We start from the raw sequence: 19,517 nt of genomic DNA, 5'->3' as shown, positions 1-19,517 counted from the left end.
ACCTTTTTCTACCGGAGACTTTCCATGTCCAGCCCAACGATTCACGGCATCATCGGCTACACCATCACCCCGTTCAGCGCTGACGGCCAGCGCATCGACCTCGACGCCCTCGGTCGTTCCATCGACCGTTTGATCGACAGCGGCGTGCACGCCATCGCGCCCCTGGGCAGCACGGGTGAAGGTGCGTATTTGAGCGATGCCGAGTGGGACGAAGTCAGCGCCTACAGCCTGGCAAAAATCGCCCGGCGCGTGCCCACGGTGGTCAGCGTCTCCGACCTGACCACCGCCAAGGCCGTGCGCCGCGCCCGCTACGCCGAAGCCAATGGCGCGGATGTGGTGATGGTGCTGCCGGCCTCGTATTGGAAGCTCAGCGAGGCGGAAATCCTCGCCCACTACGCTGCGATCGGCGACAGCATCGGCGTGCCGATCATGCTCTACAACAACCCGGCCACCAGCGGTACGGACATGTCGGTGGATCTGATCCTGCGTATCGTCAAGCAGGTGGCAAACGTGACGATGGTCAAGGAGAGCACCGGGGACGTTCAACGCATGCATCAACTGCGGCGCCACAGCGACGTGCCGTTCTACAACGGCTGCAACCCGCTGGCACTGGAAGCCTTTGCGGCCGGAGCCAAGGGTTGGTGCACGGCGGCGCCGAACCTGATCCCGCACCTGAACCTGGCGTTGTATGCGGCGGTGCTGGCCAATGACCTGGACAAGGCGCGCGAGCTGTTTTATCGGCAGTTGCCGTTGCTGGAGTTCATCCTCAAGGGCGGGTTGCCGGCGACGATCAAGGCCGGGCTGCGCCTGACCGGGTTGGAGGCGGGCGATCCTCGTTTGCCGGTGTTTCCATTGGGTGAAGCAGGGATCGAACAACTGAAGACCTTGCTGCGGTAAAACTGCGACCTTATGTGGGAGGAGTTTGCCTCCTCCCCATATTTTAATCCGGGCCCGTCTAAAATAGAGACAAATGACAATAGTTCTCGATATCATTCACGACTTTTCCACGTCGTGCTTCGTCAAGAAGGATATCCATGTCTCGTCCCAAGCCCGACCCGGTGTCGGCCGATGCCTTTCGCGGGTTCTATGCAGATATTCTGTATTTCCTGCGCAGACGCACGGACAACGCCAGCGACGCGGCGGACATGACCCAGGACGTCTTTACCCAGTGGCTGGACTACCGCGACCGGGCCAAGGTCGAGCAGCCACGGGCATTTTTGTTCCAGATGGCACGCAACCTACTGCGTGATCACTGGCGCAAACAGAAGGTACGGCAAACCGTCCACCCAGATCAGGCCGACAGGGACGCGGAACCGATCACCGACGAGCAAAACGACCCCATGGCCGCCGCCCAGCGCCTGCAACGCCTGGAACAGTTGAAAGAAGTCCTCGCCGAACTCTCGCCCCGCCGGCGAGAAGCCCTTATGCTGCACCGCTTCGAAGGCCTGAGCCAGGTGCAGATCGCCGAGCGCATGGGCATTTCGACAAGCATGGTGGAAAAGCACATCGCTTTTGCCCTGCTGCATTGCAAGCGACGCCTTCAAAACGACCCCGGCACGGAGCAGCCAGAATGAACCGCCTGAGCGACACCGACGGCCTGGATATCGAAGCCAGTGACGCCATCGATGCCCAAGCCGCCAGTTGGTTTGCGCGCAACCGTAACGACGCAGGCCGTGCCGATCGCAAGGCCTTTGCCGCCTGGCAGGCCACGCCGGCCAATGCCCGCGCCTATGCCGAATTCGAGCAGTTGTGGGCCGACCTGGCCCAGTTGCAGCAACTGAACAAACCCGTGGCGCTGCCCAAGCGCAAAGCATCGGTATTGCGCCCGGCCCTGGCCGTAGCAGCCGCCGTGCTATGCGCCGTATTGGCCCCCCACATCGGTGCGCCCCGCGAGTTGTATCACAGCCAGGTGGCGGCCCATGCCAAGGGCATGCGCACCCTGAAGCTGCCCGATGGCAGCACCCTGTCGGTGAATGCCAACACCCGCCTGCGTGTGGATTTCAGCGCCCACCAGCGCATCGTGCACCTGGACAAGGGCCAGGTGTATATCGAAGTGGCGGCCGACAAAGAGCGGCCGCTGTTCGTTCAAGCCGGCGAGGCCAGTGTGCGGGTGGTCGGCACCGGCTTCGATGTGCGCCGCAGCCAGCAGCAACTGGTGGTCAGCGTCGCCCACGGCCAGGTCGCTTTCGAGCCGTCTGCCACAAGCCCCGTCTCTCTGCTCGGCGCCCAGCAACGCGCCATCTACAGCTACGCCAAGGGCACCTTGCAACAGCAAACCCTCACGGCCGAAGAAGTCGCCGATTGGCGCAGCGGGCACTTGTCGTTCCGCAACCGTGAACTGGCCAGCCTGATCGATGAACTGAGCCTGTATCGCCCGCAGGCACCGTTGCAGGTCAGTAACGCGGTAGCGCACCTGAAAGTCTCGGGCAATCTGGACGTGAATGATCCGGATGCCCTGCTTAACGCCCTGCCCGCCCTGTTGCCGGTGAAAACCGTGGTCTCGGCCGATGGCATCGTGCGGATTGAACCGAGCAAGTAATCTGCGAAATTCTTATTTGAGAATATTTTGCATTCGCAGGTGTGGATTTTTTTGCCTGCCCCGTCTTCCTCCGGTCTGTATCTGATCAGCACACCTTTTTGGCCATTTGGCCGCTCCGGGGGATTCCATGTTTCGCGCGCCTTGCCACGCTTCGCACCTGTATCTTCGACCGACCCTCATCGCCACCTGCCTGACGTTCAGCCTCAGCGCCCAGGCCGAGTCATTCACCGTGCAACTGCCCGCCCAGGCGCTGGCCACGTCCCTGAGCCAAGTAGCGCAGCAGGCGAAGATCCAGCTGTTGTTCGATGAGGAGCTGCTCAAGAACGTGCAGGCACCGGCGCTCAACGGTGACTTCACACCGGAAGTTGCGATTCGCAGCCTGCTGAAAAACGGCGAGTTCACCCTGATCAAGGTCGGCAGCACGTACGTGGTAAAGCCCGAAGAGGCCAAGACCACCCAGAGCGGCGCGATCCAGCTGGACACCCTGAGCGTGATCGGCACCGGCAATCAGGTCGACTCCAGCACCGTCGGCCGCTCCACCCTGAGCCAGGCGGATATCGATCGCTACCAGGCCAATAACATCCCCAGCCTGTTGCAGACCCTGCCCGGCGTGAGCCAGGGTGGCTCACTGAAACCCGGCGGTCAGACCATCAACATCCGTGGCTTCGGCGATGCCGAAGACGTGCCGCTGACCGTCGATGGCGCGACCAAAAGCGGTTTCGAGCGCTACCAGCAAGGCACCGTGTTTATCGAGCCGGAGTTGATCAAGAGCATCGAAGTGGAGAAAGGCCCCAACTCGCCGTTCAGCGGGAACGGCGGCTTTGGCGGTACGGTGAACATGACCACCAAGGATGCCCCGGACCTGCTCAAGGACGGTCGCAACAGCGGTGCGATGCTCAAGTACGGTTATTCCAGCAACGACCACGAACAGATCTACAGCAGCGCCGTGTATGGCCGCACCGACGATGGTCGTTTCGATGCGCTGGCCTACCTGACAAAACGCGACGGTGACGACATGAAGGTGGCCGCCAAGCTGCCCAACGAGAACAACCAGTACCCGATCAACCCCCAACGCCTGCCCAATACGGCCCAGGATGTGGACGGCAAGCTGTTCAAGGTCAATGCGCACTTCACCGATGAACACAGCGTCGGCCTGTCCTACTCACGGTCCCACAGCAACCGCTGGACACCGTTCTCCGCCGCCAGCTACCCCACGCCACCGACTCAGGCCAACATTGATCGCTACGGCTACGAAGGAGCACTCAAGCGTTTTTTAGCCCACCGCGACACCGTCGACACCACGTGGTCGGGCAAGTATGAGTACCAGCCCCTGGACAACCCGCTGGTGGACCTGACCGTCAAATACTCCCAGTCCAACACCGACCAGACCGACGAGCGCGATGCCACGGCGTTTTTCCAGCTGGCCACCGGCGGGCGCAAGATGGACACGGCCTACACCGACAAGAACCTCGACATCCGTAACGTCAGCCTGTTTGACACGGGTCCCTTGCAACACGCAGTGACCCTCGGCGGCCAAATTCGCAAGCACACCCGCGAAACCGAGATGTGGATGCCCGGCGCCACCTACAACACCCCACGCTACAACTACGGGCATTTCCAACCGGGCTTCATGCCGCATGGCAAGGTCGATACCAACAGCTTCTTCATCCAGGACGCGGTGACCCTGGGGGACGTGACCGTTACCCCATCGCTGCGCTACGACCACGTGCGCAACCGCGGCGAGGCCAACGATGCACCGTACTACAGCAACCCCGACCCGGCCGTCGGCCACGACTACAGCGACCGGACCTACACCGGCTGGTCGCCGCGCCTGGCGCTGTTCTGGACGGTAACTCCCCATGTCGGGCTGTTTGCCAATTGGAGCCAGACCTGGCGCGCGCCGGTGATCGACGAGCAGTACGAAGTGCAGGGCCTGGGCAGCCGCACCGCCACCAGCGTCGACCTCGACCCGGAGCGCATCACCTCGATCACCGTGGGTAACATCACCAGCTTCGATAACCTGATCGCCCAGGATGACAACCTGCAAATACGCACGACCCTGTTCCACAACAAAGTCGAGGACGAGATCTTCAAGGCTACCGGTGTGGGCTGCCAGAACCAGGCCATCAACGGCGGCAGTATTTCCACGGCCTGCCCGCCGGGGGCGATGTCCAACTATCGCAATATCGGCGGCCTGACCATCAAGGGCTTCGAGGTCGAGTCGTTCTATAACTCCACCTACCTGTTCGGCTCGGTATCGTACGCCTATGCCACCGGCCAACACGAAGGGGCCTACACCAACCCATGGGGGCCGGATGTGTCGGCACGCGATATTCCGCCGACCAAATGGGTACTGGTGTTAGGGACCAACATCCCGGCCTGGGATGCCCAGGTCGGTTGGACGGGGCAATTCGTCGGCGCCACCGACCGCCTGCCCAGCGACAAATATTCGGGCGGCCCGGGCTCCAGCGTCGGCGACTTGTTCTACGACCAGTATGGCAACAAGCGCTACAACACCCAGGGCCTGTTCGCCAAATGGAAGCCGCAGCAGGCGTACCTCAAGGGCACTGAGGTCAACTTCACCCTGGACAATATGTTCAACAACAACTTCCGTCCGGCCCTGAGCGGCGACCGTGCCTACACCAAGGGGCGCGACGCCAAGATCAGCATCACGCGCTTCTTCTGAAAACTGTACGGATAAATCCGCACCCAGCTGTAGGCCCGGAATCGGCGGGGGTTGTGGCTAGATGGGCTTCCTTTGAAGCCCTCTGGATTTCGGATCCCGCCCATGAGCTCGCGCGAAAACACCGGCATGGCCCTCGGCCTGCTGGGTGTCATCATCTTCAGCCTGACCCTGCCCTTCACCCGTATCGTGGTGCAGGAAATCCACCCGCTGCTCAACGGCCTGGGCCGTGCCTTGTTTGCGGCGATCCCGGCGGCGGCGCTGTTGCTGTGGCGCCGCGAGCGCTGGCCGACCTGGCGCCAGGTGCGGGGTTTGTGCCTGGTCATTGCGGGGGTGATTCTGGGCTTCCCGGTGCTGTCGGCGTGGGCCATGCAAACCTTGCCGGCCTCCCATGGCGCACTGGTCAATGGCCTGCAACCGCTGTGCGTGGCGCTGTATGCGGCGTGGCTGTCCCATGAGCGGCCGTCGAAAGCCTTCTGGGCCTGCGCGGCGCTGGGCAGCGGGTTGGTGTTGAGTTATGCATTGATCACCGGCGCCGGCAGTATCCAGGCCGGCGATTTATTGATGCTCGGCGCGATAGCCGTGGGTGGCCTGGGCTATGCCGAAGGTGGTCGGTTGGCCAAGGAGATGGGCGGCTGGCAGGTGATCTGCTGGGCGCTGGTACTGTCCACGCCGGTGTTGATCGGCCCGGTGTGGTACCTGGCGGCGCAGCACCAAGGCGCGGTCTCGATGCGCGCCTGGTGGGCGTTCGGCTATGTGTCGCTGTTCTCGCAGTTCCTGGGCTTCTTCGCCTGGTACGCCGGCCTGGCCATGGGCGGCATTGCGCGGGTCAGCCAGATTCAGCTGTTGCAGATCTTCTTCACCATCGCGTTTTCGGCGCTGTTCTTCGGTGAACATATCGAGCCGATTACCTGGGTGTTTGCCTGTGGGGTCATCGTCACGGTGATGCTCGGGCGCAAGACCGCAGTGCAGGCTGCGCCAGCCCCCTGTAGGAGCGAGCTTGCTCGCGAAGGTCGCTAACGATAACGCGGGAAACCTGAAAGCCTGCGGTGCTCTCAGGCTTTTCGCGAGCAAGCTCGCTCCTACAGGGGGCGGCGGTCAGATCAGGTAGCCATCCGCGCGCAGCAGGGTTTCCAGGCAGTGTTCGGAGATGTGATAGAACGCCTTCAACTCCTGGATTCTCTCCAGCAACTGCGCGTTGTCCACCGGCTCCGCACGCTTGACCGCCAGGATCATCTTGTTCTTGTTGGTGTGCTCCAGGGAGATGAACTCGAACACCTTGGTCTCGTAGCCGCACGCTTCGAGGAACAACGCACGCAAGCTGTCGGTGACCATTTCCGCCTGCTGGCCCAGGTGCAGGCCGTATTGCAGCATCGGCTTGAGCAGCGCCGGGCTCTGGATCTGCAGGCGAATCTGCTTATGGCAGCACGGTGAGCACATGATGATCGATGCGCCGGAGCGGATGCCGGTGTGGATCGCGTAATCGGTGGCGATGTCGCAGGCATGCAGGGCGATCATCACGTCCAGTTCGCTGGGCGCCACGCTGCGCACATCACCGCACTTGAACACCAGCCCCGGGTGCTCGAGGCGAGCGGCGGCGGTGTTGCACAGGGTCACCATGTCTTCGCGCAACTCGACGCCGGTGACTTCGCCTTCGGCCTTGAGGGTGTTGCGCAGGTAGTCGTGGATCGCAAACGTGAGGTAGCCCTTGCCCGAACCGAAATCGGCGACGCGCACCGGTTGGTCCAGCTTCAGCGGTGAGGAGGTCAGCGCATGGCTGAACACTTCGATGAACTTGTTGATCTGCTTCCACTTGCGCGACATCGACGGGATCAGCGCCTGCTTGGCGTCGGTCACGCCCAGGTCGGCGAGGAACGGCCGGCTCAGGTCGAGGAAGCGATGCTTCTCACGGTTATGCTCGGCCGATGGCGCCTCGCGCAGTTGCTGAGGCTTGCTCCTGAACAGCGAGCTTTTGTTCTTCTTGCTGTATTCCAACTGGGCTTCGTCGGTCAGCGACAGCAGGTGTGCGTTCTTGAACGAGCCCGGCAGCAACGCGGCAATCGCCGCCACGCCGTCGGCCAGCGCCAAGTTCTTGGTGATGTCGCGGGTCTTGTAGCGGTAGACGAAGGACAGGCACGGCTGCTCCTTGACGGTCACCGCCTTGATGATCAGCCGCTGCAACTCGGCTTCGTCGCCGACGTATTTGGCCAGCACCAGCTTGATGAAGGCGTTCTGCGCAAGGCTTGTGCTCAACAGTTCGATGAACTGGGCGTGATGATCCGGCGCGGGGCTGGCAGGTTGAACGGTGACAGACATGAACAAAAACGCCTCGGGCAGGGAATGCCGGGCATTTTAGGGGGGATGGGGGTTCAGGGCACGGGGTTATTTGATCAACGGTACTGCCCCCTCCCACATTTGATCTCCGGTGTTGGATGTTCTATTCGAGTACGACCAGGCGATTTGGCAGTTCATTCCGGGCGTGTGTCACCGGCACATGCACCTTCAATAATTCACCACACGCTTCGATGCAGGCAATAAACCCAACCAGCGTCTGCCCCTGTTTCACCTGCTGGGTAAACGCCTTGACGATGGCATCCCAACTGCTGTTATCCAGGCGCTTGGAAATACCTTCGTCCACCAGGATCTCCACATAACGTTCCGCCTCGCTGACAAAAATCAGCACCCCGGTGCTGCCCAGGGTGTGGTGCAGGTTCTGCTCCAGGAACTGCCGGCGCGCCAGGTTGGAGGCGCGCCAATGGCGTACCGAGCGTGGGATCAGGCGGGTGGTCACCTTGGGCAGGCGAAACAGCAGGCACAACACGATGAACGTCGCCCATTGCGCCAGCAGCAAGGTGTACATGGTCAGGTAGCCCGACAGGTAATGCACGACGCCCGGCACCACCAAGGCGATCAGGCTGGCCCACAGCAGGGGGATGTAGGCGTAATCGTCGGCGCTGGCCGCCAGCACGGTGACCAGTTCGGCGTCGGTGGTTTTTTCGACCCGGGCAATCGCTTCGGCGACTTGGCGCTGCTCGTGTTCAGTCAGTAATGCCATGGTTGTAGATGCTCTTTTCTAGTTATTGTCATTACCAGCCGCCCGACGCGCCGCCGCCGCCGAAGCCACCACCGCCGCCTCGGAAACCGCCGCCACCTCCGCCGCCACCGCCGCCGCGTCCACTGCTGCTGAGGATCGCCAAAAGGATCGCGCCCACCGGCAGGCCCATGCGATTGCACAGCCACAACACGCCGATCAGCAGGATGAACAGGCCGATGGAAAAGCCGGGATTATCCTTGGCAAAGTTGGCATCCGCCACATGCGCCGGCACCGCCAGCGGTTCGCCACCGACCACCTGTACCATCGCCGCCACGCCGTCGCTGATACCCTGGCTGAAATTGCCGGCCTTGAACTTGGGGGCAATCACCTGGTTGATGATCACCCAGGACTGCGCATCGGTAAGCACGCCCTCGAGGCCATAGCCGACTTCGATGCGCAACGTGCGCTCGTCACGGGCGACGATCAGCAACGCGCCGTTGTCCTTGCCCTTCTGGCCGATGCCCCACTGGCGACCCAACTGGTAACCGTAGTCCTCGATGGGCACGCCCTGCAGGTCGGGCACCGTGACCACCACGATCTGGTCGCCACGGGTCTGCTCCAGCGCCTGCAACTGCTGGGTGATGTGCTCGCGCGTGGCCGGGTCGATCATCTGGGCGGTGTCCACCACCCGCCCGCTCAACGCCGGGAACGTCAGCGCCGCCTGGGCCACACCCACGCAGGCCAGCATCCATAGCGCCAGGCCTATCCGTAATAAACGCATCGACACCTCAGTGCAGCCTTATTTGAACTTCACTTGCGGCGCTTTATCGGCATCGGCACTGGTGGCTTCAAAGGTGGCGCGGATCGGCAGGTCGCTGTACATCACGCTGTGCCACAGGCGACCTGGGAAGGTGCGGATCTCGGTGTTGTACGCCTGCACGGCCTGGATGAAATCGCGACGGGCCACGGCGATGCGGTTTTCGGTGCCTTCAAGCTGGGATTGCAGGGCCAGGAAGTTCTGGTTGGCCTTCAGGTCCGGGTAGCGCTCGGAGACCACCATCAAGCGGCTGAGGGCACCGCTCAAACCGTCCTGGGCCTGCTGGAACTGCTTGAGTTTTTCCGGGTTGTCCAGGGTGCTGGCATCCACCTGGATCGAGGTGGCCTTGGCCCGCGCCTCGATCACGGCAGTCAGGGTGTCTTGCTCATGGGCGGCGTAACCCTTGACCACTTCCACCAGGTTGGGGATCAGGTCGGCGCGGCGCTGGTACTGGTTCTGCACCTGGCCCCAGGCCGCCTTGGCCTGTTCGTCCAGGGTCGGGATGTTATTGATGCCGCAGCCGCTCAATACTGTGCTGATCAATAGCAAAGCCGCGGCCTTGAGGCCCCAGCGGGAATGTTGTGCTGCTTGCATGGTGTTTCTCCTGCCCAAACTGGATGGAATGTGACGACTAACCCTAAAAACCACACGCTTGGGGCATAATCCGCCACCACTGGAATGCATCGAGCCAATCAGCTACAAAGATGCCCAGCGCGATAAAGAGTTCAGAGTGTGCTGCATTTATCTGAACAACACCCGAACAACAATAGACGCTCCCCACATTTTGGCCGATCAGCCCAAGCGCTGTGCAGTGAGCCGAAAAAGGATATTCATGAAGAAGCTGTGTTTGCTCGGCCTTGTTGCCACGCTGGCCACCCACCCCGTCTGGGCAGAAACAAAGCCTGCTGCGCTTAAGGACAAGGACGCTTTCGTCAACGACCTGCTCAAGCAGATGACCCTGGACGAAAAGATCGGCCAATTGCGCCTGATCAGCATCGGCCCGGAAATGCCCCGTGAGCTGATCCGCAAGGAAATCGCCGCCGGCCGCATCGGTGGCACGTTCAATTCCATCACCCGCCCGGAAAACCGTCCGATGCAGGACGCGGCCATGCGCAGCCGCTTGAAGATTCCGATGTTCTTTGCCTATGACGTGATCCACGGCCACCGCACGATCTTCCCGATCAGCCTGGCCCTGGCCTCCAGCTGGGACATGGACGCCATCGGCCGCTCCGGGCGTATCGCCGCCCGGGAAGCCGCCGCCGACAGCCTCGACATCACCTTTGCACCGATGGTCGATATCTCCCGCGACCCGCGCTGGGGTCGCACGTCCGAAGGTTTCGGCGAGGACACCTATCTGGTCTCGCGGATTGCCGAAGTGATGGTCAAGGCCTTCCAGGGCGCCAGCCCCGCGAATGCCGACAGCATCATGGCCAGCGTCAAGCACTTCGCCCTGTACGGCGCAGTGGAAGGCGGGCGTGACTACAACGTGGTCGACATGAGCCCGGTCAAGATGTACCAGGACTACCTGCCGCCGTACCACGCGGCGATCAAGGCCGGTTCCGGCGGCGTGATGGTGGCGCTGAACTCGATCAATGGCGTGCCCGCCACCGCCAACACCTGGCTGATGAACGACCTGCTGCGCAAGGACTGGGGCTTCAAGGGCCTGGCCGTCAGCGACCACGGGGCGATCTTCGAGCTGATCAAGCACGGCGTGGCCAAGGACGGGCGTGAAGCCGCCAAGCTGGCGATCAAGGCCGGCATCGACATGAGCATGAACGACTCGCTGTACGGCAAGGAACTGCCGGGGCTGCTCAAGTCCGGCGAGATCGAACAGAGCGACATCGACAACGCCGTGCGTGAAGTGCTCGCTGCCAAGTACGACATGGGCCTGTTCAAAGACCCGTACCTGCGCATCGGCAAGGCCGAGGATGACCCGGCCGACACCTACGCCGAGAGCCGCCTGCACCGTGCCGAGGCCCGTGATGTGGCGCGCCGCAGCCTGGTGCTGCTGAAGAACCAGAACGACGCCCTGCCGCTGAAAAAGTCCGCGACCATCGCGCTCGTGGGCCCACTGGCCAAGGCGCCGATCGACATGATGGGCAGTTGGGCGGCGGCCGGCAAGCCGGAGCAATCGGTCACGCTGCTTGACGGCATGAACGCGGTCATCGGCGAAAAAGGCAAGATCATCTACGCCCGTGGCGCCAACATCACCAACGACAAGGCGGTGGTCGACTACCTCAACTTCCTCAACTTCGATGCACCGGAAGTGGTGGATGATACCCGCCCGGCCCAGGTGATGATCGATGAAGCGGTCAAGGCCGCCAAGGATGCCGACGTGGTGGTGGCCGCCGTGGGTGAATCCCGTGGCATGTCCCACGAATCGTCGAGCCGCACCGACCTGAATATCCCGCAAAGCCAGCGCGACCTGATCAAGGCCCTGAAAGCCACCGGCAAACCGCTGGTGCTGGTACTGATGAACGGCCGCCCGCTGTCGATCCTGGAAGAGAAACAACAAGCCGACGCGATCCTGGAAACCTGGTTCGCCGGTACCGAAGGCGGCAACGCCATCGCCGACGTGCTGTTCGGTGACTACAACCCATCTGGCAAGCTGCCGATCACCTTCCCACGCTCCGTGGGGCAGATTCCGACCTACTACAACCACCTGACCATCGGCCGGCCATTCACCCCGGGCAAGCCGGGCAACTACACCTCACAGTACTTCGATGACACCACCGGGCCGCTCTTCCCGTTTGGCTATGGCCTGAGCTACACCACGTTCAGCCTGTCGGACATGGCGCTGTCGTCCACCACCCTGAACAAGACCGGCAAGCTCGACGCCAGCGTCACGGTGCGGAACACCGGCAAGGTCGATGGCGAAACCGTGGTGCAGTTGTATATCCAGGACGTGGCGGGTTCGATGATCCGTCCGATCAAGGAGCTGAAGAACTTCCAGAAGGTCATGCTCAAGGCTGGCGAAGAACGCACCTTGCACTTCACCATCACCGAGGACGACTTGAAGTTCTACAACACCCAGCTCAAGTTCGCCGCCGAGCCGGGTGAGTTCAATGTACAGATCGGGCTGGATTCCCAGGATGTGCAGCAGCAGACCTTCGAACTGCTCTAACGCCTGACGCGGTCAAAAAATGTGGGAGCAAGCCCCCTCCCACATTTGACCTCAGTGTTCTTGCTAGCCGCGTCGATCCAGCAGGTTCACCACCAACCGATCAATCCACCCCCACACCCGCTGCTTCACCCGCCGCCACAACGGCCGCGCCTTCCACGCTTCCAGGCTGACCACCAGGCTCTGGGCAAAATCCGCGGTAAAGCTCGCCGCCACCGCTTGCGTCAGCCCGGGGTCCAACGCTTCCAGGTTGGCTTCCAGGTTGAAGCGCAGATTCCAGTGATCGAAGTTGCACGAGCCGATACTCACCCAATCGTCCACCAGCGCCATCTTCAGGTGCAAAAAGCACGGCTGGTATTCAAAGATCTGCACGCCTGCACGCAGCAAGCGCGGGTAATAACGGTGCCCGGCGTAGCGCACGGACGGGTGATCGGTGCGCGGGCCGGTGAGCAGCAAACGCACATCCACCCCACGCCCTGCGGCCCGACGCAATGCGCGGCGCACGCCCCAGGTGGGCAAAAAATACGGCGTGGCGAACCAGATACGTTGCTGGCTGCTGTTCAGCGCGCGGATCAACGATTGCAGGATATCGCGGTGCTGTCGGGCGTCTGCATAGGCCACTCGGCCCAGTCCTGGCCCCGTCGCCGGCACCTTGGGCAAACGCGGCAAACCGAAATGGGTGGCGGGCTTCCACGCCCGGCGCGCGACATTGGCGTGCCATTGCCGCTCGAACAGCGCCTGCCAGTCCAGCACCAGCGGGCCGTGGACCTGCACCATCACCTCATGCCACTCGGCGGTGTCTTGCCCCGGCGTCCAGAACTCATCGGTGACGCCCGTGCCGCCGACCACGGCGATTTCCTGGTCGATCAGCAACAGCTTGCGGTGGTCGCGATACAGGTTGCGCATCCAGCGGCGCCAGCTCAGGCGATTGTAGAAACGCAGCTCCACTCCGGCGTCGGTCAGGCGCTTACGCAGCCCCAGGGTAAACGCCAGGCTGCCGTAATCATCGAACAGGCAACGTACCCGCACGCCGCGCTCGGCGGCCAGCACCAGCGCCTGCACCATCGCTTCGGCGCAGGCGCCAGCCTCTACCAGATACAATTCCAACTCCACTTGCCGCTCGGCCCGGGCAATGCCCACCAGCATCTGCGGAAAAAATTGCGGGCCGTCGATCAACAACTCGAAACGGTTGGCGCTGCGCCACGGGAACACTGCGCCGCTCATGTCAGCGCGCCGTAAAGATCAGTACCGCACCCACCGGCACCGACAAACTGATCGACTTGAGACCGGCTGCTTTGCGCAACATCGCCACCCCCGGCGCCAGGTCGAAATCCTCCGCATGCAACACCACCGGCTCCAGGGTCACCACCTGGAAACGCCGGTCATCCAGGCGCGTGGCCAACAACTCGGCGCTGTAGGTCTGGGTCTTGCCATGCAGGGTGACGCTCAGGGGCAAGCGCAGTTCCAGTTGCGCGCCAGGCGCCAGGTCATTGATGGGTTGCAGGTTGATCTGTGCGCTGATCAGCGCCTCGGGGAAGGCCTTGATCTCGAACAGCTGATTACGCATGCGCTCGTCGCGCAGCGGGATGCCGCTGTTGACCGACTCCAGCTCTACTTCCAATTGCGCCGCGCCCTTGCCGTCGACCTTGCCGTGCAGCACCAGGAAGCGATGGACTTCAGCGATCTCGGTGTTTTTGGTGGTGACGAACGACAGGCGCGAGGACTCGTTGTCCAGGTACCAGTCGGCATGGGCGGGCACCGCGGCAGCGGCCAGCAGGGCGAAAGCCAGGGGTTTGATAACAGACGCGTTGAACATTAAGGACTCGTGGGGCGAAAAACCTGCACGAACCTTAAGCGCAATGTCACGAACGGCGCAAATCCAATGTGGGGGGTGGCTTGCGCTGTGTCACGGATTCAGGCGACAGCCCTGCCGATCCCCCAACCACCGCGCGCTGTGCGTACGCCCCAAGCCACTCGCCGTCACTTCACTGCGCTCCGGGTTATCGCTGAACCCACTGGTGGGCACGTACTGCTTCACATAACCCCGGCAATACTCGGCTGGATTGTTCGCCACATACCGACACGAGCAATACTCCTTGGCCGTGTACGCCGCGATGATGTCGGGGAAGGCTTGCAGGTTGACGCGCTCGTGCCAAACCCAACCAGACAGGGCAAGCAGCAGCACGAGAAACAGGCTGGTAAACGGCCGACGACGGATCATGGTTGCACCGCCGCAAGCACGCGCTTGAGCAGTTCGTTGTGGCGGTAGCTGCCGTCGCGATCATCGCCATAGCGCACGATCACCAGGTGTTCGTCGGGCATCACGTACAGCGCCTGGCCCCAATGACCGAGGGCGGCGAAGGTGTCGGCGGGGGCGTCGGGCCAGGGCCTCGGGGCGCCTTGGTTGAGCCACCATTGGCCACCGGGGACGGCTTCGTCCTGGCCGGCGGTGTATTTGTCGAAGGGTTGGCGGTTGAACGCCACCCAGTCCTTGGGCAGCAATTGTTGATCCCCCCAGCGCCCGTCGCGGGCCATCAGCAGGCCGACACGCGCCAGGTCACGCGCGGTGAGGAACGCATAGGACGAGGCGACAAAGGTTTCGTCGGCATCGGTTTCCCAGGTGGCGTTGTGAATGCCCAGCGGCTTGAACAGCGCGTCCCAGGGGTAACTCATGTACGCCTTGTGGCCGAGCATGCCCTTGAGCGCGGCGGACAGGATATTGCTGTCGCCGCTGGAATAACGAAACGCCTGGCCCGGTGCGCTGAAGGACTCAGTGCTGGCGGCGAACTCGGCCATATCGCCGCGACCACGGGTGTAAAGCATCGCCACCACCGAGGACTTCAGCGGCGCGTATTCATAGTCTTCCTGCCAGTCCAGGCCCGAAGCCCAGTGCAGCAGGTCGGCCATGGTCACCTTGGGGTGCTGTTTCATCGGCGGGTAAAAGCGTGCCGCAGGGTCGGTCAGTTTGAAACGGTTTTCGCCGTAGGCCACGCCGAGCACGGTAGCCATCAGGCTTTTGCTGATGGACCATGTCAGGTGCGGCGTGCTCGCCGTGGTCGGTGCGGCGTAGCGTTCATAGATGACCACACCGTCGCGGATCACCAGCAGCGCGTCGGTGCGAATGCCTTGGCGGACGGTATCGTCACGGGGCGGGAATGCATAGGCGTCAAGGGCTTCGACGGCGGGCCCTGCGAGTGGCGTGCCCTTGGCCCAGTCCTTGTCAGGCCAGGTTTCAGCGCAGGCGGTAACGGTGACGAACAGCAGGGCAACGCACAACAGGCCTCTGACCATGGACACACACTCAAGGGAGCATTCAAGCCCGCGAGCCTAGCCGAGGGCAATGACAGATTTGCTACAGAGGCCCTGTCATCCAAGCGTCACCATAACTTCATGGAGATGACACCGGGGCTACATAGCCTGACTTTGGACAACAAAGTCGACCGGCCGAAACGTGGCTGGCACTCGGAGATTCGCCATGACTCAGATCGCCCGCATCAGCGACACCGGCAATGAACGCCGTCTGCAAGCCGAACGCCTGGTTGGCGCCAAGGCTTTGCAGGAAGCCCAGGCCCTGCGTTTCAACGTCTTCAGCGGCGAGTTCAACGCCAAGCTGAAAGGCGCGGAACACGGCCTGGACATGGATGACTATGATGTTCACTGCAGCCACATCGGCGTGCGGGACTTGAACAGCGGTCGACTCGTCGCCACCACCCGTTTGCTCGACCACCAGGCCGCCAGCACCCTGGGCCGGTTCTACAGCGAAGAAGAATTCAGCCTGCATGGCCTGTTGCATCTGCAGGGCCCGATCCTGGAAATCGGCCGCACCTGCGTCGACCCGGCCTACCGCAACGGCGGCACCATCGCCGTGTTGTGGGGCGAGTTGGCCGAAGTGCTCAACCAGGGCGGCTACAGCTACCTGATGGGCTGCGCGAGCATCCCGATGCACGACGGCGGCATCCAGGCCCACGCGATCATGCAGCGCCTGCGCGAACGTTACCTGTGCAACGAACACCTGCGCGCCGAACCGAAAAAACCGCTGCCGGCGCTGGACCTGCCGACCAACGTAATCGCCGAGATGCCGCCACTGCTCAAGGCCTATATGCGCCTGGGTGCGAAGATCTGCGGCGAGCCGTGCTGGGATGAGGATTTCCAGGTCGCCGACGTGTTCATCCTGCTTAAGCGCGATGAGCTATGCCCGCGCTATGCGCGCCACTTCAAGGCGGCCATGTGATGAGCCGCCTGCGCGTGTACGGGCGCATCGCCCGGGTGCTGGTGGTAGTGGCGCTGGGCTTGAGCATGGCCAGTGTGTTTGGCGTGTTCGAACGCTTGGGCATCGCCAACTCGATGGTACGGCGCCAGCGCTGGTCGCGGTTCTTCATGGCACGGCTGACCAACGCCCTGCCCTTTCGCGTGACAGTGCACGGCGAGTTGCCGACCCAGCCCATGCTGTGGGTGAGCAACCACGTGTCCTGGACCGATATTCCGTTGCTGGGCGCAGTGGCGCCGATGTCGTTTTTGTCCAAGGCCGAAGTGCGCACCTGGCCGGTGGCCGGCTGGTTGGCGGCGAAGGCCGGTAGCTTGTTTATCCGTCGCGGTTCGGGCGACAGCCAGTTGATCCGCAAGCAGATGACCCGCCACCTGGAACAACAGCACCCGCTGCTGATGTTCCCCGAAGGCACCACCACCGACGGCCGCAGCCTGCGCACCTTCCACGGGCGCTTGCTGGCCAGTGCGATTGACGCGGACGTGTCGCTGCAACCGGTGGCCATCCGTTATCTGCGCAATGGGCAGATCGACCCGCTGGCACCGTTTATTGGCGATGACGATTTGCTCTCGCACCTGATGCGCCTGTTCGGCAATGACCAGGGCGATGTGGAAATCCACGTGCTCAAGCCGATTGCCTGCGCCGGGCAGGAACGTGCGGCGCTGGCATTCCAGGCGCAGCAGGCGGTGCAGAAAGCGTTGTTTGGGCCGGTGCCGGAGACTGAACAAGTAGCGGCGCGACCAGCCTTTGCCGCGTGATATGAGCTAGACACTGCTCCAAATGTGGGAGGGGCTTGCCCCCTCCCACATTTAGTTCTGCGTTGTCAGTTGGAATTGGGCAAATTTCTGCAACTCGGGGTAGAAGATCCGGAAGTCTTCACTCAACGGCTCATACAACTCACGCAATTCCTGCATCGCAAACCCTAATTCCTGGGGTTGTGTGAGCCGCCGCGAAATCCCGCGCAACACCTGCTCCATCACCGCAAACTCGCGGTACGACCCCAACCAGTCATCCGCCGCCATATACGGCGCTATCTGCGCCAGCCGCCCCGGCAACTGCGGTTCGGCCGCCAGCACGCGGTACACCTGCGAGGTGAAGTGCTCCAGGGGCTGGTCGGCGTACAGCGCCCAATCCCGCGCCAGGCAGTGATCGAAGAACACATCAAGGACAATCCCGGCATAGCGCCGCCGGGTCAGGCTGAAGCGCGACAACGCCTCGCCCACCAACGGGTGGCTGTCGGTGAAGCGGTCGATCGAGCGATGCAACTGGATCGCCGCTTCGATTGGCGGGCTGAACTGGCCCTGCAGGCGGCCTTTGACAAAGTCGCCGTACAGGCTGCCCAGCAGTTGCGCAGGAAGTTGGCCGCCCAGGTGCAGATGTGCGAGATAATTCATGCCGCGCAGTCTAGCACTGGCGCCAACGTATCGTTATAACCCGATATACCGATTCAGCCTGAGCTCAGAGCAAATTCATATTGGTATATCGGGATATAACGATTTAAAGTTCGCCTCATCGCGATATAACGCTTTACGACACCGAGCACCTGCCATGTCCATCGACCTCGACGAAATAATAAAAGCCCTGGCGCACCCAGTACGACGAGACATCCTCACCTGGCTGAAAGACCCGAAAGTGCAGTTCCCCGAGCAAGTGCACAACCACGAATACGGCATCTGTGCCGGGCAGATCGACCAGCGCTGCGGCTTGTCCCAGTCGACCGTGTCGGCCCACCTGGCCACCTTGCAACGGGCGGGATTGATCAGCAGCCAGAAGGCCGGGCAGTGGCACTTTTTCAAGCGCAATGAGGAAGTGATCCAAGCCTTCCTCGCGGCGCTTACCACTGAACTCAGCGCTGAAATCAGCGCGACGTTGTAACAAGGAAACGATAATGCCCCTCTCGCTACTCATCCTGGCCCTGAGCGCCTTCGCCATCGGCACCACCGAGTTCGTGATCATGGGCCTGCTGCCCGATGTGGCCGCGGACCTCGGCGTGTCGATTCCCGGCGCCGGCTGGCTGGTCACCGGCTATGCCCTGGGCGTGGCCATCGGTGCGCCATTTATGGCACTGGCCACCGCCAGGTTGCCCCGCAAGGCGGCCCTGGTAGCGTTGATGGGCATCTTCATTATCGGCAACCTGCTCTGCGCCCTGGCCAGTGACTACAACGTGCTGATGGTTGCCCGTGTGATCACCGCGCTGTGCCACGGTGCGTTCTTCGGCATCGGTTCGGTGGTCGCCGCCAACCTGGTGCCGGCCAACAAGCGTGCTTCGGCCGTGGCCCTGATGTTCACCGGTTTGACCCTGGCCAACGTGCTTGGTGTGCCACTGGGCACCGCGCTGGGCCAGGAAGCCGGCTGGCGCTCGACCTTCTGGGCAGTGACGGTGATTGGGGTGGTGGCGTTGATCGGCCTGGTCCGCTTCCTGCCGGCCAAGCGTGACGAAGAAAAACTCGACATGCGCGCCGAACTGGCCGCCCTCAAGGGTGCCGGCATCTGGTTGTCGCTGAGCATGACCGCCCTGTTCGCCGCGTCCATGTTCACCCTCTTCACCTATGTTGCGCCGCTGCTCGGCGATGTCACCGGCGTGTCACCCAAAGGCGTGACCTGGACCCTGCTGCTGATCGGCCTGGGCCTCACCGTGGGCAATATCATCGGCGGCAAGCTGGCGGACAAACGCCTGGCAGCCACCCTGATCGGCGTGTTTATCAGTATGGCGGTGGTGTCCACCGCGCTGACCTGGACCAGCATCGCCGTGATCCCGACCGAGATCACCTTGTTCCTCTGGGCCACCGCTTCGTTTGCCGCCGTACCTGCGCTGCAGATCAACGTGGTGACCTTCGGCAAGGCCGCGCCGAACCTGGTATCCACCCTGAACATCGGCGCCTTCAACATCGGCAACGCCCTCGGCGCCTGGGTGGGCGGCAGCGTGATTGCCCACGGTTTCGGCCTGAGCAGCGTGCCTCTGGCGGCAGCGGCCCTGGCGATCCTGGCGCTGCTGGTGACCCTGATTACTTTCCGTCAGGGCGGCGATGCCGACCTGGCCCCTGCGACCCACTGATCAA

At 62.4% G+C, this 19,517-nt stretch carries 19 protein-coding genes and 1 pseudogene; 11 read left to right on the top strand and 9 right to left on the bottom strand.

The genetic code is table 11. The features are described 5' to 3' along the window. Nucleotides 1-24: 24 nt before the first annotated feature. The 6 genes and pseudogenes from AC07OP_RS23205 to AC07OP_RS23180 form a co-directional block, all read left to right on the top strand. Nucleotides 25-897 carry a dihydrodipicolinate synthase family protein gene (locus AC07OP_RS23205; protein WP_115485827.1) on the top strand — a complete coding sequence of 291 codons (873 nt, stop codon included), beginning with the start codon at nucleotides 25-27 and terminating at the stop codon, nucleotides 895-897. A 137-nt stretch (nucleotides 898-1,034) separates the two neighbouring features. Further along, nucleotides 1,035-1,574, top strand: a complete 540-nt coding sequence (locus AC07OP_RS23200; RefSeq protein ID WP_065938851.1) for an RNA polymerase sigma factor — start codon at nucleotides 1,035-1,037, stop codon at nucleotides 1,572-1,574. After that, nucleotides 1,571-2,539 carry a FecR family protein gene (locus AC07OP_RS23195; RefSeq protein WP_495101015.1) on the top strand — a complete coding sequence of 323 codons (969 nt, stop codon included), beginning with the start codon at nucleotides 1,571-1,573 and terminating at the stop codon, nucleotides 2,537-2,539. Before AC07OP_RS23200 ends, AC07OP_RS23195 begins: the two co-directional genes overlap by 4 nt. 127 nt (nucleotides 2,540-2,666) lie before the next feature. Further along, nucleotides 2,667-5,225, top strand: a complete 2,559-nt coding sequence (locus tag AC07OP_RS23190) for a TonB-dependent receptor (protein WP_495101014.1) — start codon at nucleotides 2,667-2,669, stop codon at nucleotides 5,223-5,225. A gap of 102 nt (nucleotides 5,226-5,327) precedes the next feature. Continuing rightward, nucleotides 5,328-6,242, top strand: a complete 915-nt coding sequence (locus tag AC07OP_RS23185; protein ID WP_065938848.1) for a DMT family transporter — start codon at nucleotides 5,328-5,330, stop codon at nucleotides 6,240-6,242. Beyond that, nucleotides 6,196-6,309 (top strand): annotated as a pseudogene (locus tag AC07OP_RS23180) (outer membrane lipoprotein carrier protein LolA); the annotation flags it as partial. The gene AC07OP_RS23185 and the pseudogene AC07OP_RS23180, both read left to right, overlap by 47 nt. A gap of 11 nt (nucleotides 6,310-6,320) precedes the next feature. On the opposite strand, the gene AC07OP_RS23175 reads toward AC07OP_RS23180, so the two are convergent. The 4 genes from AC07OP_RS23175 to AC07OP_RS23160 all read right to left on the bottom strand — a co-directional run bounded on the left by AC07OP_RS23175 (nucleotide 6,321) and on the right by AC07OP_RS23160 (nucleotide 9,667). After that, entirely contained in the window at nucleotides 6,321-7,538 is a 1,218-nt protein-coding gene (locus AC07OP_RS23175; protein WP_495101013.1) for a class I SAM-dependent methyltransferase, read from the bottom strand. Nucleotides 7,539-7,659: 121 nt separating this feature from the next. Then, a complete protein-coding gene (locus AC07OP_RS23170; protein WP_495101012.1) occupies nucleotides 7,660-8,277 on the bottom strand; it encodes a TPM domain-containing protein in 618 nt (205 codons plus the stop codon). Nucleotides 8,278-8,308: 31 nt separating this feature from the next. Beyond that, a complete protein-coding gene (locus AC07OP_RS23165; RefSeq protein ID WP_065947342.1) occupies nucleotides 8,309-9,037 on the bottom strand; it encodes a TPM domain-containing protein in 729 nt (242 codons plus the stop codon). 18 nt (nucleotides 9,038-9,055) lie between these two features. Then, on the bottom strand, nucleotides 9,056-9,667 hold the full coding sequence (locus AC07OP_RS23160; RefSeq protein ID WP_065928260.1) for a LemA family protein: 612 nt from the start codon (nucleotides 9,665-9,667) through the stop codon (nucleotides 9,056-9,058). Nucleotides 9,668-9,905: 238 nt separating this feature from the next. On the opposite strand from AC07OP_RS23160, the gene bglX reads away from it, so the two are divergent. Continuing rightward, on the top strand, nucleotides 9,906-12,197 hold the full coding sequence (gene bglX / locus AC07OP_RS23155; protein WP_495101011.1) for a beta-glucosidase BglX: 2,292 nt from the start codon (nucleotides 9,906-9,908) through the stop codon (nucleotides 12,195-12,197). Nucleotides 12,198-12,260: 63 nt separating this feature from the next. On the opposite strand, the gene AC07OP_RS23150 is transcribed toward bglX, so the two are convergent. From AC07OP_RS23150 to AC07OP_RS23135, 4 genes are all read right to left on the bottom strand, one after another. Further along, nucleotides 12,261-13,418, bottom strand: coding sequence for a phospholipase D-like domain-containing protein (locus tag AC07OP_RS23150; RefSeq protein WP_495101010.1), 1,158 nt, complete (start codon nucleotides 13,416-13,418; stop codon nucleotides 12,261-12,263). Between the two features lies 1 nt (nucleotide 13,419). Continuing rightward, nucleotides 13,420-14,010 (bottom strand): YceI family protein, encoded by a 591-nt coding sequence (locus AC07OP_RS23145; protein WP_115485818.1) that lies wholly within the window; start codon nucleotides 14,008-14,010, stop codon nucleotides 13,420-13,422. 90 nt (nucleotides 14,011-14,100) lie between these two features. Next, nucleotides 14,101-14,415 carry an amidase gene (locus tag AC07OP_RS23140; RefSeq protein ID WP_115485817.1) on the bottom strand — a complete coding sequence of 105 codons (315 nt, stop codon included), beginning with the start codon at nucleotides 14,413-14,415 and terminating at the stop codon, nucleotides 14,101-14,103. Beyond that, complete coding sequence (locus AC07OP_RS23135) at nucleotides 14,412-15,485, bottom strand: serine hydrolase domain-containing protein (RefSeq protein ID WP_495101009.1); 1,074 nt, start codon at nucleotides 15,483-15,485, stop codon at nucleotides 14,412-14,414. Before AC07OP_RS23135 ends, AC07OP_RS23140 begins: the two co-directional genes overlap by 4 nt. A 184-nt stretch (nucleotides 15,486-15,669) precedes the next feature. Here AC07OP_RS23135 and olsB point away from each other — a divergent pair, with 184 nt between their 5' ends. Both olsB and AC07OP_RS23125 read left to right on the top strand, forming a co-directional pair. Beyond that, entirely contained in the window at nucleotides 15,670-16,425 is a 756-nt protein-coding gene (gene olsB / locus AC07OP_RS23130) for an L-ornithine N(alpha)-acyltransferase (RefSeq protein WP_027604385.1), read from the top strand. Further along, nucleotides 16,425-17,216: a lysophospholipid acyltransferase family protein gene (locus AC07OP_RS23125; protein ID WP_115485814.1), complete on the top strand. Its 792-nt coding sequence runs from the start codon at nucleotides 16,425-16,427 to the stop codon at nucleotides 17,214-17,216. Before olsB ends, AC07OP_RS23125 begins: the two co-directional genes overlap by 1 nt. Before the next feature lie 51 nt (nucleotides 17,217-17,267). Here the strand turns inward: AC07OP_RS23125 and AC07OP_RS23120 are convergent, their stop codons facing one another. After that, nucleotides 17,268-17,852, bottom strand: a complete 585-nt coding sequence (locus AC07OP_RS23120) for an acyl carrier protein phosphodiesterase (protein WP_115485813.1) — start codon at nucleotides 17,850-17,852, stop codon at nucleotides 17,268-17,270. A 154-nt stretch (nucleotides 17,853-18,006) separates the two neighbouring features. Here AC07OP_RS23120 and AC07OP_RS23115 point away from each other — a divergent pair, with 154 nt between their 5' ends. Together AC07OP_RS23115 and AC07OP_RS23110 are read left to right on the top strand one after the other, a co-directional pair. Further along, nucleotides 18,007-18,333, top strand: a complete 327-nt coding sequence (locus AC07OP_RS23115; protein ID WP_027604388.1) for an ArsR/SmtB family transcription factor — start codon at nucleotides 18,007-18,009, stop codon at nucleotides 18,331-18,333. A gap of 13 nt (nucleotides 18,334-18,346) precedes the next feature. Continuing rightward, nucleotides 18,347-19,513: an MFS transporter gene (locus AC07OP_RS23110; protein WP_495101008.1), complete on the top strand. Its 1,167-nt coding sequence runs from the start codon at nucleotides 18,347-18,349 to the stop codon at nucleotides 19,511-19,513. Nucleotides 19,514-19,517 lie beyond the last annotated feature (4 nt).

The organism is Pseudomonas sp. GW821-FHT09D08 (assembly GCF_059416305.1).
The sequence above is the reverse complement of the archived record's forward strand: the minus strand, read 5'-3'. Positions and strand labels throughout refer to the sequence as shown.

Excerpts from the sequence above, each read along its gene's own strand:
- AC07OP_RS23205 (WP_115485827.1), top strand. The coding sequence starts at position 25 with ATGTCCAGCCCAACGATTCACGGCATCATCGGCTACACCATCACCCCG.
- AC07OP_RS23200 (WP_065938851.1), top strand. The coding sequence starts at position 1,035 with ATGTCTCGTCCCAAGCCCGACCCGGTGTCGGCCGATGCCTTTCGCGGG.
- AC07OP_RS23195 (WP_495101015.1), top strand. The coding sequence starts at position 1,571 with ATGAACCGCCTGAGCGACACCGACGGCCTGGATATCGAAGCCAGTGAC.
- AC07OP_RS23190 (WP_495101014.1), top strand. The coding sequence starts at position 2,667 with ATGTTTCGCGCGCCTTGCCACGCTTCGCACCTGTATCTTCGACCGACC.
- AC07OP_RS23185 (WP_065938848.1), top strand. The coding sequence starts at position 5,328 with ATGAGCTCGCGCGAAAACACCGGCATGGCCCTCGGCCTGCTGGGTGTC.
- AC07OP_RS23175 (WP_495101013.1), bottom strand. The coding sequence starts at position 7,538 with ATGTCTGTCACCGTTCAACCTGCCAGCCCCGCGCCGGATCATCACGCC.
- AC07OP_RS23170 (WP_495101012.1), bottom strand. The coding sequence starts at position 8,277 with ATGGCATTACTGACTGAACACGAGCAGCGCCAAGTCGCCGAAGCGATT.
- AC07OP_RS23165 (WP_065947342.1), bottom strand. The coding sequence starts at position 9,037 with ATGCGTTTATTACGGATAGGCCTGGCGCTATGGATGCTGGCCTGCGTG.
- AC07OP_RS23160 (WP_065928260.1), bottom strand. The coding sequence starts at position 9,667 with ATGCAAGCAGCACAACATTCCCGCTGGGGCCTCAAGGCCGCGGCTTTG.
- bglX (WP_495101011.1), top strand. The coding sequence starts at position 9,906 with ATGAAGAAGCTGTGTTTGCTCGGCCTTGTTGCCACGCTGGCCACCCAC.
- AC07OP_RS23150 (WP_495101010.1), bottom strand. The coding sequence starts at position 13,418 with ATGAGCGGCGCAGTGTTCCCGTGGCGCAGCGCCAACCGTTTCGAGTTG.
- AC07OP_RS23145 (WP_115485818.1), bottom strand. The coding sequence starts at position 14,010 with ATGTTCAACGCGTCTGTTATCAAACCCCTGGCTTTCGCCCTGCTGGCC.
- AC07OP_RS23140 (WP_115485817.1), bottom strand. The coding sequence starts at position 14,415 with ATGATCCGTCGTCGGCCGTTTACCAGCCTGTTTCTCGTGCTGCTGCTT.
- AC07OP_RS23135 (WP_495101009.1), bottom strand. The coding sequence starts at position 15,485 with ATGGTCAGAGGCCTGTTGTGCGTTGCCCTGCTGTTCGTCACCGTTACC.
- olsB (WP_027604385.1), top strand. The coding sequence starts at position 15,670 with ATGACTCAGATCGCCCGCATCAGCGACACCGGCAATGAACGCCGTCTG.
- AC07OP_RS23125 (WP_115485814.1), top strand. The coding sequence starts at position 16,425 with ATGAGCCGCCTGCGCGTGTACGGGCGCATCGCCCGGGTGCTGGTGGTA.
- AC07OP_RS23120 (WP_115485813.1), bottom strand. The coding sequence starts at position 17,852 with ATGAATTATCTCGCACATCTGCACCTGGGCGGCCAACTTCCTGCGCAA.
- AC07OP_RS23115 (WP_027604388.1), top strand. The coding sequence starts at position 18,007 with ATGTCCATCGACCTCGACGAAATAATAAAAGCCCTGGCGCACCCAGTA.
- AC07OP_RS23110 (WP_495101008.1), top strand. The coding sequence starts at position 18,347 with ATGCCCCTCTCGCTACTCATCCTGGCCCTGAGCGCCTTCGCCATCGGC.